The sequence below is a fragment of the Paenibacillus sp. p3-SID867 genome (assembly GCF_025142895.1).
Lineage (GTDB): Bacteria > Bacillota > Bacilli > Paenibacillales > Paenibacillaceae > Paenibacillus_AQ.
In genome coordinates this window covers 1-14,320 of the sequence record NZ_JAMBDM010000021.1, presented here as the reverse complement: position 1 = coordinate 14,320, position 14,320 = coordinate 1, and the positions used below count along the sequence as shown (strand labels likewise).

The window sequence follows — 14,320 nt, the reverse complement described above, 5'->3', positions numbered from 1 at the left end:
AACCACTACTAGAATCAGTACTAGTGAGATAATCGTTGTCAGCGTTGCACCAAGTAACCAGGACACCTTGTTCTTCACAAAAAGGGATAACATTAAGTGAATGATAAACGGACTGATATAATGTGCTATCATATGAACGGTTTTGTTGAAATGAATAAAGTAGATATCCGTCAGAAAAACGATGCTAATCATAGTAAACAGTAACAGTGAGCTAAAGATGATAATCCTAGGCTTGAGAAGTGAAAGAAAAGAATCATTGTTCAACATGTATCGCCTTCCTTATGTGAATATAGGGTGTTTAATCGTAATTTCAACATTAATTATGAACTACTCAATACATCGGTTACAAACGATGTGGGATTGAGGTGAGAGGGTTTGTTCGATGCGATTAGTCCAATTGCATTTCGATTAGGGCCAATTCAATTATACTGGTACGGAATTATCTTAAGCGTAGCAGCTCTCATTGGTCTAATCGTCGTTATTCAAGAAGGCAAGCGGTATCAGATCCATCCAGGGTTCTTTTTGGATATGGTGCTAGTTGGCGTGCCATCGGCTATCGTCGGGGCTAGAGCTTACTATGTCATATTCAAGTGGGAAGATTACCGCGATAACTTTTGGGATGTTTTCAAAATATGGAACGGTGGAATCGCCATTTACGGAGCTTTAATCGGAGCGATCGTTGCTATGATTTTTTTCTTTCGTATACGTGGCTATAATTTTTGGCGTATCGCAGATCTATGTGCTCCGGGTTTAATTATAGGACAATTGATCGGGCGTTGGGGAAATTATATAAATCAAGAAGCTCATGGAGGGCCAGTATCTGAGGATTTTCTCAGGACAACACTACACTTGCCTAACTTTATTGTCAATCAAATGAATGTCGAGGGCATCTATTATCATCCGACCTTTCTGTATGAATCCATTTGGAATTTGGTTGGTTTGTTGTTGCTCTTATGGTTGAGACGCCAGCCTTTTCTACGTTCAGGTGAGTTATTTTTGACTTATTTCACTTGGTATTCCATCGGGCGGTTTTTTATCGAAGGACTGCGTACCGACAGTTTAGCATGGTATGCCTCTAACTGGCTTGCAGATTTGATGAAATTACTTTGGTCACCGATGGGGCTTATGTTCCAGGAAGGCGAAATGAGTTATGGTACAGTTCGTGTCTCGCAGTTATTGAGTGTCTTTATTATTTTAATTGCCATTTGCCTCATTGCATACCGAAGGTTTAGAAACCATCCTGAACGATATGCAGATCCAATCGTCTCTAACAAATCTTAAAGATTTCAATTTAGGCAGTCGAACCAGGTTCGACTGCCATTTTAATTTCTATCCTCCGCAAAATTGTTACAATATTGTTTTTTTTATTAGACCGTTCAAACCAGCTATTCTTCGAATAATGTAATGATTTAAGTCCATTAAATAGGAGAATATGAACGAATCACAACATTTATTGGAGGAGGGAAAGAAATTAAAAGATAAGATTGACAAAAGGGTAATAAATAGACTACATTATGTAGGGTTACAAAAAATTCATAAATTATGCCGAGTTTCGTTTTGAAAACGGGGGAACCATTTTTGGGTGAATTATTCTTGTAGTAAAGGGAGTATAGGGATCCTTCTACCGAACCCTCAGCTAACTCCGTAGGCATCGAAGGGAGAAAAAATCTTGAAGAAAATTTTACTGTCGTTGTTAGGGTCTGCCATTATATTATCTTCGGGAGCAGCAAGTGCGTTTGCGGATAATCAACCTAAGTTGACTACTGAAGTAAGTAAAGTCGTTGGAACACCCTATAAATGGGGAGGTACAACTTCAAGTGGTTTCGATTGTTCCGGCTTTATTCTGTACATTTTTGATAAATTCAATCTAGATTTACCACGTACATCAAAAGCTCAGGCCAAGGTAGGCACTCCAGTGTCCAAAGCTAATCTGAGACCGGGTGACTTAGTTTTTTTTAATACGAGTGGCAAGGGCATTTCTCATGCTGGAATTTATATTGGTAATGGTCAATTTGCACATTCGTCCAGCAGTAAGGGTGTAAGGATAAGTAAACTTTCAGAATCCTATTACAAACAGCGTTATGTAACAGCAAGAAGAACCATTAGTCAAAAAAGTTACACGATGATGGTCGGAAGTTACAACTGAAATAATTAAAAAGAACAAGCCCTTCATTTATGAAGGGCTTGTTTTATGATTTCAATTCAATGTTACCCTCATGGCTTGCAATCGTGTTTCCTTCTTAGACATACGTTGGTGCTTATTATTTAAGTGTACAAAAACTAATGACTTGATGCCTATTTAGAAGATGTGCATTTCTGCCGATACTCAATGTTGGGATATTCATTATTGATGAATAAATGCTCATATGATACTTTAAATAAAAATATTAAAAGGAGGGATGATATTTATATGTTAGATGTTATAGTCATCGGTGGAGGTCAAGCCGGGCTTGCGGCTGCTTACTATCTCAAACAAAAATCTGTGGATTTTCTCATCCTTGATGGTCACAAGGAGGTTGGTGATTCTTGGAGAGATCGCTATGATTCTCTTCATCTGTTTACGCCAAGAATGTATAATAGTCTACCAAGTGTTCCCTTTCAAGGTGATCCTCAGGGTTTACCACATAAAAATGAGGTTGCAGATTATTTGAAAGATTATGCGAATCGTTTAGAGCTTCCTATTCAAAGTAATACACAAGTTACATCATTAACCATGAACAATGGTATCTTTGAAGTCTCCACATCGGAGGGTACATTTAGATCAAAAAAGGTTATAGTAGCCACCGGTCCTTTTCAGAAGCCACTTGTACCTTCCTTTCATGATAAGGTAGGAGATGCAGTTATACAATTACATTCTTCTGAATATCGAAATAAGAACCAACTTAAAGAAGGGGTTGTTTGTGTTGTAGGTGCAGGAAACTCCGGGGCCCAAATTTCCAGTGAATTGGCAGATGATTTTGAAGTGCATTTGTCCGCAAGCAGTGAGATCCAATATAAACCGTTACATATTTTCGGCAAGAGTATTTTTTGGTATTTTGACAAGGTGGGCTTTCTAACAGCAAACCGCAAAAGTATGTTAGGTAAATGGTTGCACGCAATGCCAGAACAGATATATGGAAAGGAGTTAAAGCTGCTCATTCAACAAGGAAGGATAAAACTCCATGCAAGGACGGAAAAGATAGTGGATCAAAAGTTATATTTTCAGAACGAAGGAACTCCTATACATATCGACAACATTATCTGGGCTACAGGTTTTAAACGTGATGATCACTGGATAGACATAAAAGCGGCATTTAAAGATGGACATATCGATCATATGGAAGGTGTATCCGTTGTAAAAGGACTCTACTTTGTTGGATTACCGTGGCAAACATCAAGAGGGTCAGCACTGCTTGGATGGGTGAAATATGATGCTAAGCGTATTGTTGATCATCTGCTGAGAGAATAAAAACAGGGTAGGAGTAGTAGTTCGGGACACTTTCTTCTGACAAAATTCGGTTTGTTAATCGTAATCCTTTCGTTTTTTGTGCCTTTGCTATAAAATAAGTGGTAATGGTAAATAGGATGGTGATTACGAAAATGGAGCAGAAGGATCCCTTGATTGAAGATTGTGACACATCATGCTTTGGGTCTGAGGCTGATTTAAAACAAGTTAGGGCCGGAATGATTGATGAACATGCAGCTGTTCAAGTGGCAGACTGGTTTAAAGCCTTCAGTGATCCTACTCGGGTTAAATTGATCAATGCTTTATTGCAGAAAGAATTATGTGTCCATGATCTTTCTGTATTACTCGAGATGGGGCAGTCAGCGATCTCGCATCAACTGCGATACCTTCGTAATATGAGGATCGTAAAACGTCGTAAAGTGGGCAAGACGGTGTTTTATTCATTGGATGATACACACATCGAGCAAATTTTTACACAAACCCTACAACATACAATGCATGGAGAATAACATGAAAGCACCCGCAGTCAGCTGCTGGTGCTGTTTTTGTTGTGTTTAGAAGTCTTCACCTAATGTAGCGGAGAATGTACGAAATAATTGACAACTAACTTTTCATTTGAATATAATGAGTTTAAATAACATATGAATAATTGTTCATGTGTGTACGGCAAGGTTGGTGGAAAGGAGAACATACGATGGAAGCTCAACAACAAAGGGTTAAAAAAGAGTTGATATTAGAAGGACTGGATTGTGCTAACTGTGCAATGAAGATCGAAAATGGTGTTAAGAAAATTGAAGGTGTAAGTTCCTGTTCCGTTAATTTTGTAACGAAGACACTAACGATGGAAACAGCAAACGGACAGGTTGAAAACATTGTATCGAAAGCCAAGGAGAAAGTGAAAACACTAGAGCCTCATATCCGAGTGATTGAAAAGAACAAATCTGCAGCAGGGGCATTACATTCAGAGGACAGTCACGGTCATGGAGATGATCACGGACATTCTCATGAACATGGAAATGAAAATACGAAACGGATGTTAATTCGTTTATTGTTTGGTACCGCTATTGCAGCGGTTGGCTTATTTTCTTCTTTTTCCGGTTATTTAGAATTTGCACTGTTTGCAGTAGCTTACATTGTTATAGGTGGAGATATTGTTTTTCGGGCAGCTAGAAATATTGTTCGCGGCCAGGTTTTTGATGAAAACTTCCTTATGACGATAGCAACACTTGGTGCTTTCGCCATTCAGGAATACCCTGAAGGTGTCGCCGTGATGTTGTTCTATCAGGTTGGGGAGATGTTCCAAGGGATCGCTGTAAATCGTTCTAGAAAGTCCATCAGTGCTCTTTTAGATATTCGCCCTGACTATGCAAACCTTAAAATGGGTAACGATACAAAACGTGTATCTCCGGAAGAAGTTAAGATCGGTGACTTTATTGTCGTAAAGCCAGGCGAAAGGGTACCTTTGGATGGTAAGGTCATTGAAGGGAATTCAGCAGTAGATACCTCTGCATTAACTGGGGAATCTATTCCAAGAGAAGTGGAACCAGGTCAAGATGTCCTAAGTGGATTTATTAATAAGAATGGCGTATTAACGGTAGAAGTAGCCAAGGAATTTGGTGAATCTACAGTTTCAAAAATTCTGGATCTAGTGCAAAATGCCAGCAGTAAAAAAGCACCAACAGAAAATTTCATAACAAAGTTTGCCCGCTATTATACGCCAGTGGTGGTCATTATTGCGGTATTGCTCGCTGTGTTACCTCCCCTTATTATAAGTGGAGCCACATTCTCTGATTGGATTTATCGTGCCTTAGTATTCTTAGTTATTTCATGTCCTTGCGCTTTAGTTGTTTCGATTCCGCTCGGATTTTTTGGTGGTATTGGAGCTGCTTCGAAAAAAGGGGTATTGGTTAAAGGAAGTAATTATCTTGAAGCTCTTAATGATGTCAAATATGTTGTGTTTGATAAGACGGGAACCCTTACAAAGGGAGCATTTACGGTAACCAATATCCATCCAATGGGCGAGATTTCTAAAGACGAGTTGCTCAAATATGCAGCATATGCCGAAATGCACTCTACCCACCCGATTGCAGAATCGATAAGAGCAGCATACGGGCAGGAAACACGTGAAGAAGAATTGGAAGGATACAACGAGATATCTGGTCATGGCATTCAAGTAAAGGTTAATGGAAAAGAGGTCTTGGCCGGTAATGCGAAATTAATGAAGAGAGAACAAATTCCATTTAATCAACCTGAAGATTTAGGAACTATCGTGCACATTAGTATTGATCGAGAATATGCAGGGTATATTGTCATTTCCGATGAGGTGAAAGAGGATTCTGCAGAAGCCATACGGTCTTTGAAGGAACTCGGAATTAAAAAGATAGTTATGCTAACCGGTGACTCCAAAACTGTAGGAGAAGCTGTGGGACGCAAACTCGGATTAGATGAGGTACATGCTGAACTGCTTCCACAGCATAAAGTAGAAGAAATTGAAAAGCTGGATCAACAGAAAACATCAAAAGAGAAAATCATCTTCGTTGGAGATGGTATTAACGATACACCGGTATTAGCTAGAGCTGATGTGGGAATAGCAATGGGTGGACTTGGTTCAGATGCAGCCATTGAGGCTGCTGACATCGTGATTATGACAGACGAACCATCCAAGATTTCATCAGCAATTCGTATTGCGAAGAGAACCCGAAGAATTGTTTGGCAAAATATTATCTTCGCACTCGGAGTTAAAGCCATTTTCTTATTACTTGGAGCCTTCGGCATTGCAACGATGTGGGAAGCCGTTTTCTCCGACGTTGGGGTAACACTCCTCGCTGTATTAAACGCAGTTCGTGTCATGAAGAGTTAAAATCAAAGAGCCGTAAGCGGCTCTTTTTTTTATTTCATAAACATAGTAGGTTCTTTAGCAGTCCCAAAACAGCAACCTCTAAAGAATCACATGGATTCGACGCTATATCCTGGGCTTAGGATATAAACTTTTTAACATTACAGAACAAGGTTATGAATATTCTGAGGCTGTTTAGTGTTGAAAAGGTGAATAAAGCGTGAAAGAGTTATGACAATCCATCTAAAAAACTACAATACATAGTCTTATTTATATACAATGATTTAAGCACGTATAAGTCGACAGCGAGGAGTGAAGAAGAGATAACTATTGAGCGCGATCCGACAACCTAAAACGTATGGCATGAATTTTTGAGAAAGGGGTACTTCATGAAAATAAAATGGGCAATGTTATCATTGGTTTTTATTTTTGCTACTGTTCTGACCGGTTGTGAGCCACTTAAGGTTTTAGATCCAAAGGGACCGCAAGCTCGTACAACAGCTGATGTCATTATGATATCCATTTGGACCATGGCGATTGTTGTTGTGGTTGTGATTGCACTTTATGTTTTGATTATTAGGAAGTATCGAGCCTCCAAGCAAAGTGATGAGTATGAACCTCCTCATATAGAAGGAAGTCTCAAACTCGAAATACTCTGGACAGCGATCCCCATATTAATCGTAGCCTTCCTTTCGTTTGTAACGGTGAAATCCACTTATGAGGTGGAAGCTATCCCTAAAGGATATAAGGAGGAGCCTTTAGTCATATACGCATCTTCTTCCAACTGGAAATGGCATTTTAGTTATCCTGAAGAAGATATCGAAACCTTAAATTACTTATTTATCCCGACTGACAGACCGATTCAATTCAAACTGTATTCTTACGGACCCATATCGAGTTTTTGGATTCCCCAGCTCGGCGGACAGAAATATGCCATGGCTGATATGGTAAACACTTTAAACCTTGCAGCTGATGTGCCAGGCGAATACACCGGCCGTAACGCAAACTTCTCTGGTGAAGGTTTTGCCCAACAAACATTTAGCGTAAAAGCACTATCTCCAGAAGAATATGATGAATGGGTCAATGAAGTTAAAGCGACAGCTAACCCCCTCACTGAAGAGAAGTTTAAAGAACTTCTCGAACCAGGGCATCTTGGACAGTCAACATTTACAGGAACACACTTAGGCTTTTCACCACCTCCAGCAGGTCACCATCCTTCAACCAAAGAAACGGATGCTGAAAGTGATTCTCCAGCTGAAGAAAATGGCGAAGAAAATCCTGATGAAAACAATATGAGCAACATGAACCATTGAGTTCAGCAGAAAGGAGACAGAAGCATGGATTTTTTCGATCGATTTGCCGTCCCCAACCCGGGGCCGACGATTTATGCCTCAATGGTTGCTATAGCTCTTACCGTTTTCGCAATAATCTTTGGCTTAACCTACTATAAAAAATGGGGTTACATATGGCGTGAGTGGCTAACAACGGTTGACCATAAACGTATTGGTATCATGTATCTCATATCTGCTCTGCTGATGTTATTCAGAGGCGGCGCAGACGCGATTATGATGCGTGCACAAACGGCCGTACCTGATAATAATCTTCTTGGAGCCCAAGAGTATAATGAAATATTTACGACCCATGGGGTTGTCATGATTATTTTTATGGCGATGGCATTTATTATGGCTTTAATGAACTTTGTGGTGCCGCTTCAGATTGGCGCTCGTGATGTTGCATTTCCGAGGCTAAATGCCTTAAGTTATTGGTTATATTTTTCCGGTGCTATGCTATTTAACATTTCTTTTGTAATCGGTGGATCTCCTGATGCTGGTTGGTCATCTTACTTCCCTCTTGCCGGGAACGAGTTTAGCCAGTCCGTAGGAACGAATTACTATATGTTCGCTCTTCAAATTTCGGGCATTGGTACTTTAATAACGGGTATCAATTTTATCACGACAATATTAAAAATGAGAGCACCAGGTATGACCTTGATGAAGATGCCTATGTTCACATGGTCTGCGCTGATTACCAACCTTATTATTGTGTTTGCGTTTCCTGTCCTAACCATTGCACTCATCATGGGGACAATGGATCGACTTTTTGCCACCAACTTCTTTACAACGGCAGATGGCGGTATGGACATGCTTTGGGCTAATTTGTTCTGGGTTTGGGGACATCCAGAAGTATACATTTTAATCCTGCCGGCATTCGGTATTTATAGTGAGATTATTTCTACCTTTGCTCGACGTAATCTCTATGGCTATAAATCCATGGTAATATCCATGGTTGCCATCTCTGCTCTTTCATTCTTAGTCTGGGTACATCATTTCTTTACAATGGGCCAGGGAGCGCTCGTGAACAGTATCTTCTCGATTACGACCATGGCTATAGCCGTACCGACGGGGATCAAGATATTTAACTGGCTATTCACCCTTCGAAAAGGAAAAATTGTTTTTACGGTTCCCATGCTGTATTCCTTAGGGTTTATCCCCATTTTCACCATTGGTGGAGTAACCGGTGTCATGCTGGGAATGGCCAGTGCGGATTATCAGTACCATAACACCATGTTCTTAGTGGCCCACTTCCATCTGGTCATTATTCCAGGAGTCGTTTTTGCGATGCTTGCGGGTCTTACTTACTGGTGGCCAAAAATGTTCGGCTTTATGCTAAATGAGAGAATTGGGAAATGGGCATTCTGGTTTATTGCGGTAGGTGTTTGTGTAACCTTCTTCCCTATGTTTATCTCTGGCTTGGACGGACAGGCAAGACGTATGTACACATATTCAGAGTCTACCGGATTTGGTCTGTGGAATATGATTTCATTTATTGGAGCAATTGGGCTTTTAATCGGATTTGTGCTTATCGTGTATAACATCTATTACAGCACTCGCTTTGCATCAAGAGATATTCCGGCTGATCCTTGGGACGCTCGATCATTAGAGTGGGCGACACACAGTCCAGTACCTGAATACAACTTTGCTGTAATTCCAACGGTAAATTCAACTGAAGCGTTCTGGGATTATAAGAAGAAAGGATTCAATCTTTTCAAAAATAAAATAGATCAAATTCATATGCCCAATAATAGCGGATTACCATTCATCCTGGCGATCATTTTCTTCGTATGGGGATTTGCACTAGTGTTCGCGATGTGGGGCGTCGCCATTGCAGCTACAATCGGAATTTTTGCTTGTTTGGCTTATCGCTCATTTGAAAAAGATGATGGACATTACATCCCAGTTGAAAAAATTATTGATACTGAAAAAAGATTGGGGGAGGTTAGAGAATGAAAACAGATCCATCGCTCCCACTAGAATACGGAACGGAACAAAACCGGCTTAATATTTTTGGATTTTGGATTTTTCTTGGAGCTGAAATTGCACTTTTCGGAACGCTGTTTGCCTCTTATTTTACATTGGTTAATCGAACAGGCAGCGGCCCGACAGGTGCCGAATTATTTGAAATCGCCCCTGTAGTAATTGAAACGATTTTGCTGTTGGCAAGCAGTTTCACAATCGGTTTAGGCATACATGCTATGCGAATAGGAAGACCCAAAGCCATGATCACATTTTTTCTCATCACATTGCTTCTCGGGTTAGGCTTTCTGGGTGTCGAAATATATGATTTCTTTGTGTACGTCCATGAAGGGGCCACACTCCAGACAAGTGGCTTTACTGCGATTCTATTCACTACCTTAGGCATTCATGGGGCGCATGTTGCGATAGGTTTAGCCTGGGGTTTGTTCATTATCCTTCAAATCAAAAAGCATGGATTAACACCGGCAACCACGAATAAAGCTTTCATTTTCTCGCTGTATTGGCATTTCCTTGACGTTGTTTGGATTTTCATCTTTAGCTTCGTCTTCCTGAAAGGAATGATGTGAACATGAAAGAGTTATTTCCGCGAAAACAAGTGATCGGTTTTGTGTTTTCACTTGTCCTGATCGCCGCTGCCCTTACGGTATACTTCTTGGATATGTCCTTCGCCGTCGGGGCTACTATTCTTCTTGTGACAGCGTTCATTCAGGCAGCTATACAATTGGTTGTGTTTATGCATGCTGGTGAGACGGAAGATAAGAAATCAATATATACAAGTCTGTATTATGGGATCTTCATTGCCTTAGTCACGATATTCGGAACACTTCTGACATTAATCTGGGGTTACTACTAATTTGATATCTGAATCAATGTGCAATTCTCTATAGATGTTGTACTGGGGCGACTACTTCTTGTTATTTCAATAAGTAGTCGCTGATTCCAATGTAACATTTATCTATAAGTAAATCAGCAGCTCTCCCTGAATGCTTATTGGTGGCGTATTCTTCATTCATACGAGTTGAATTGTTTTAACAGGGGGCTATATATGAACATTCACATTTATCCACCTCGTAATCAAGGGTTTATGGAATGGGGGGCACAATTAAACGGTCATATACCTGTCAGTTGTGGTAAAACACCGGACGAAAAGGAAGTGGGTCCACTGTTTTACTGGAATTGGTTTCGAGTAAGTGATTATTTTAGTTCCCCTATACAATATCATCATCGGTTCGAAATTTTGACTTACATGCTTCAGGGAACAATGGAACATGATGACGTGAAAGGGAAGGTCTATAGAGTTAGTCGGGGAGGAGTCCACGTACTGCAGACTGCAACGGGGGGATGTCATCAAGAGCGTTTCTTAGGTCCCCGAGCACATGGATTTCAAATATGGTTTGATCCGAAACGCTCTCAAAGTGTTAGGGATCTTCCACGCCATCGTGGGTATCAGTCTAGTGCTTTTTCTGTGAAACAAAAGGGAGGTGTGAGAGTTCGTCAGATCATTGGTGACAATTCCCCAATTGTTCTAAAAACAGATGTTTCCATGATAGATTTGGAACTTGAACACAGGGCATCAACGTCATTAACCCTTGCACCGTTTCGACTCATGACCATGTTTATCGTTGAAGGCCAAGGGAATCTCAATGATGGTTTAGGCTACTTTCAAAAAGGGGACTTTGTGGCGGTTTATTCCACGGAAAGTGACGCAGAAGATGTACATCTTCAAACTTCTCACAATGGTTACCTTCGAGCCGTTATTGTTGACGTAAGGCAGTATGATTTTGCTTAAGTGCATATTCAGGTCTGGGTATAGTTATTCTTCGTTCTTTGACAGATTAAGATATTTTTTACTCCTATAAAAAGGATCCTCATCCAGTTGAATGCGTGTTATTGGCATATCCCCAAAGATGATTTAAAGTATAGTAGTCGGTTTAAATCATCATACTATGATATTAATCAACTTGGAAAAGGTGGATTATCATGCGAATAAAAAAGATTAACATGGATGAGGAAGGTCTTAATCGTTTTTTTGGCTCGTTAGAAGCCAAAATTATGGATATCATATGGGCAAAAGGTAGAGTCACAATAAAAGAAGTTCACGAAATGATTGATGATGAGACCCCTATATCGAAAAACGCTGTCATGACGGTCATGACAAGACTGGTGGAAAAGGAATATCTCATTAGAGAATCAACGGGGAAAGGGCGATCCAAGGTGTCGCATTTTTATGCCCCACAAACGAAAGAGGAGTTTATCACTGAGCAGACACGAGCTGTTACAGACAGTCTCTTTGCGGACTTTGGTACATTTTTGGTCAAAAATCTAATCGATAATCTAGACAGTGCTGACCCTGATTTAATCAAACAATTAGAGCTAAAGTTGAAGGAAATGAGACGAGATGAATAAACCAAATGATTTTAGTCATAATCCGAAAATATCCTTAACCATTGCTTTACTAATCTGTGCAACTGTCTTGCTTCAGATGGGTTACAATGTCCTTCACCAAATTAAAGACGTGCCTTTTGATTCCGATATCACCCCATTGATGATGTCTACCATTCGAGATGCATTGTTTAATCATGAGATTTTTATAAATGCTTTTATTGCTTATTCACTCATCATTCTTAGTTATCAAACCATAAAACAATTTTTTCTATATCGAAGTTGGGGGAAATTCGTTAGTTCTAACGAATTACCTGTTTTGTCTATTTACTATACTGAAAAAAACGTAGATTTGAATTGTAGGATCAAAGTAGTCTCAGATTCAAGAAAGATTGCAGTGACGTCAGGATTCTTTAAGCCCTACATCGTGCTATCTACCGGTCTTATCAACCATTTCAATGAAGAGAAACTAAATGCAATTATTTTACATGAATCGTTTCACTGTTTAAAGCGGCATCCTCTTCATAATGTAATGTTATGTATCGGTTCGAAGAGTCTTATTTATGTCCCGATCGTAAAAGAGCTGGTCCAATACTATCAAATATGGATGGAACTGAATGCAGACCGATTTGCAATTGCAAAGATGGGGAGTGAGTCGCCTTTAGGCCATGTACTCCTTGATTTAATCAAGAATCAAACCGTAAAAACTCCGGGTTATGGTGTGCACTTCTCGCATACCGCGATCAATTATCGAATTCAGCAGCTGATGGACCCCGAGCGTCAATTACAAGTGATGGTATTTAGAAAGAAAGCTTTGTATGCTTCTCTGATTGTGCCGGTATTAATGGGAATTATCATCATCATGGAATGTATTTAATTCGTTCCTATGAAGTGCGCAACAATCTAACAGAGTGAATTTCTGCATAAGAAATTCACTCTGTCTTAAATTTGTCAGAATTAGAGTTTTAACATTATTGAATGAACATATCTTCATGTGTTAGTCTGATAGCAATATTAATTTAAATTTGAAAGGGTTGCTTTATTATGATAAAGAAAATAGGTCAGCAAATAATAATAGGGATGCTTTTTGCTCTTGTTTTTGCCTTCCCAACTACCATATTTGCACATACTCAATTGGAAATGTCATCACCCAAAGAAGGGGAAACCGTAACGACGGAACTTAAGGATGTATCCCTGCAATTTAACACGAATATTGAAAAACTTAGCTCTTTTAAAATCATTCATGAATCGAAACAGGAAGTGCCTCTTGATCAAACTACGATTGAGGGGAATACGATGACAAGGCACATTATGGATGGGACTGCTCTTGAAAATGGTACGTATACCGTTGAATGGAGAATTGTTGGAAAAGACGGTCACCCTATAGAAGGGGTCCATCCAACATTTTGACGAAAATATACTCTAAGGATTTTTCTATATAAAAAAGCCAACGTTTCTTATACTTAAGGAATCACCGACTATTTGAGGTTGATCTTATTTCCGATTCTTTTCTCTTTTATATTCTTGGTAATCCCCCTAGCCCTTGCAAAGTAGGGAGGGTTTGCTTCTTTTGGATGGAATCATTTGGATAGATTGAGGCTAATAAATTTCAAGGTTTCTTAGCGTACGCTTTCCGCGTTTTGTTGGCAATACCCCGGTTGACTGTCCAGGGCAAGGGGAGCGAAAACCCGTCCTCCTGCATATATCAAACATAGGGTAGCTACACCTCCTTTGTCATGGACCTTACCTTGTCTTGCCGAGAGCGAGACAAGGTCTTTTTTTGCCCATTTTCTGTGTATTTGATAGATGGACAAAAATTTATAGGTAGATTCGCCGTTTCCGAGTTAATAGCAGGCAAATATACTAAAGGGTAGTCAACTACCCCCATCAAAGGAGAGGATAGAAGTAATGACAAAGGAATTTAGAAAAAGAAAAACAACCTGCAAAAAAAAATCTTCCCAGCAAACAGCGTGTAGCTGTCATCGTAAAAAACACAAACACCGCAAGCCGCCTGTCAAAGTGACGATTTCCTTAGCCAAGGCGATAGACAAGGCGATTGCCAAAAGCCTTGCTAAAAACCTTGCTAAAAACCTTGCTAAAAACCAAGCTCATGCCATTAGTAATGCCACAAGCACAAATGATAACGACAGCGGATCCACCATTAACGATCAACTTACAAGCGAAAGTGGCGCTAAAAATCATTCGGAAAGCGACAGCGACTCGAAAATTTTCGAAAAAGTCGATAACCAAAGTACGGCAACGAACGCCACTAATACCGATAGTGACTCTACCATTAACGAAACGGTTAATTCCACCAGTGGTGCAACCAACACCAGTGATAAC

The 14,320-nt window shown here is 39.9% G+C and carries 13 protein-coding genes, 1 pseudogene and 1 riboswitch; all 14 genes and pseudogenes read left to right on the top strand.

All coding sequences use genetic code 11. From position 1 onward, the window contains the following. Positions 1 to 375 precede the first annotated feature (375 nt). Entirely contained in the window at positions 376 to 1,281 is a 906-nt protein-coding gene (lgt, locus tag M4D81_RS29095) for a prolipoprotein diacylglyceryl transferase (RefSeq protein ID WP_260069007.1), read from the top strand. 252 nt (positions 1,282 to 1,533) lie between these two features. Then, a riboswitch (cyclic di-AMP (ydaO/yuaA leader) is annotated at positions 1,534 to 1,666 on the top strand. A gap of 3 nt (positions 1,667 to 1,669) precedes the next feature. Beyond that, positions 1,670 to 2,146, top strand: coding sequence for a C40 family peptidase (locus tag M4D81_RS29090; RefSeq protein ID WP_260069006.1), 477 nt, complete (start codon positions 1,670 to 1,672; stop codon positions 2,144 to 2,146). Between the two features lie 264 nt (positions 2,147 to 2,410). Beyond that, positions 2,411 to 3,448, top strand: a complete 1,038-nt coding sequence (locus M4D81_RS29085; protein WP_260069005.1) for a flavin-containing monooxygenase — start codon at positions 2,411 to 2,413, stop codon at positions 3,446 to 3,448. Positions 3,449 to 3,579: 131 nt separating this feature from the next. Then, the gene (locus M4D81_RS29080; protein WP_036638592.1) at positions 3,580 to 3,954 is read left to right on the top strand and encodes an ArsR/SmtB family transcription factor; all 375 of its coding nucleotides are present in this window, start codon (positions 3,580 to 3,582) and stop codon (positions 3,952 to 3,954) included. Between the two features lie 146 nt (positions 3,955 to 4,100). Continuing rightward, positions 4,101 to 6,305, top strand: a complete 2,205-nt coding sequence (locus tag M4D81_RS29075; RefSeq protein WP_397376785.1) for a heavy metal translocating P-type ATPase — start codon at positions 4,101 to 4,103, stop codon at positions 6,303 to 6,305. A gap of 365 nt (positions 6,306 to 6,670) precedes the next feature. Next, the gene (gene qoxA, locus M4D81_RS29070; protein WP_260069003.1) at positions 6,671 to 7,594 is read left to right on the top strand and encodes a cytochrome aa3 quinol oxidase subunit II; all 924 of its coding nucleotides are present in this window, start codon (positions 6,671 to 6,673) and stop codon (positions 7,592 to 7,594) included. 24 nt (positions 7,595 to 7,618) lie between these two features. Continuing rightward, positions 7,619 to 9,568 (top strand): cytochrome aa3 quinol oxidase subunit I, encoded by a 1,950-nt coding sequence (gene qoxB, locus M4D81_RS29065; protein WP_260069002.1) that lies wholly within the window; start codon positions 7,619 to 7,621, stop codon positions 9,566 to 9,568. Continuing rightward, positions 9,565 to 10,161, top strand: coding sequence for a cytochrome aa3 quinol oxidase subunit III (qoxC, locus tag M4D81_RS29060; protein ID WP_260069001.1), 597 nt, complete (start codon positions 9,565 to 9,567; stop codon positions 10,159 to 10,161). The genes qoxB and qoxC overlap by 4 nt, the downstream gene beginning before the upstream one ends. A 2-nt stretch (positions 10,162 to 10,163) precedes the next feature. Then, positions 10,164 to 10,448 carry a cytochrome aa3 quinol oxidase subunit IV gene (gene qoxD, locus M4D81_RS29055; protein WP_260069000.1) on the top strand — a complete coding sequence of 95 codons (285 nt, stop codon included), beginning with the start codon at positions 10,164 to 10,166 and terminating at the stop codon, positions 10,446 to 10,448. A gap of 192 nt (positions 10,449 to 10,640) precedes the next feature. After that, positions 10,641 to 11,384: a pirin family protein gene (locus M4D81_RS29050; protein ID WP_260068999.1), complete on the top strand. Its 744-nt coding sequence runs from the start codon at positions 10,641 to 10,643 to the stop codon at positions 11,382 to 11,384. Between the two features lie 191 nt (positions 11,385 to 11,575). Further along, complete coding sequence (locus M4D81_RS29045; protein WP_260068998.1) at positions 11,576 to 12,001, top strand: BlaI/MecI/CopY family transcriptional regulator; 426 nt, start codon at positions 11,576 to 11,578, stop codon at positions 11,999 to 12,001. Further along, positions 11,994 to 12,854, top strand: a complete 861-nt coding sequence (locus M4D81_RS29040; protein WP_260068997.1) for a M56 family metallopeptidase — start codon at positions 11,994 to 11,996, stop codon at positions 12,852 to 12,854. The genes M4D81_RS29045 and M4D81_RS29040 overlap by 8 nt, the downstream gene beginning before the upstream one ends. 167 nt (positions 12,855 to 13,021) lie before the next feature. Beyond that, positions 13,022 to 13,387, top strand: a complete 366-nt coding sequence (locus M4D81_RS29035) for a copper resistance CopC family protein (RefSeq protein ID WP_260068996.1) — start codon at positions 13,022 to 13,024, stop codon at positions 13,385 to 13,387. 498 nt (positions 13,388 to 13,885) lie between these two features. Beyond that, positions 13,886 to 14,320: pseudogene (locus M4D81_RS29030) on the top strand (hypothetical protein); the annotation flags it as partial.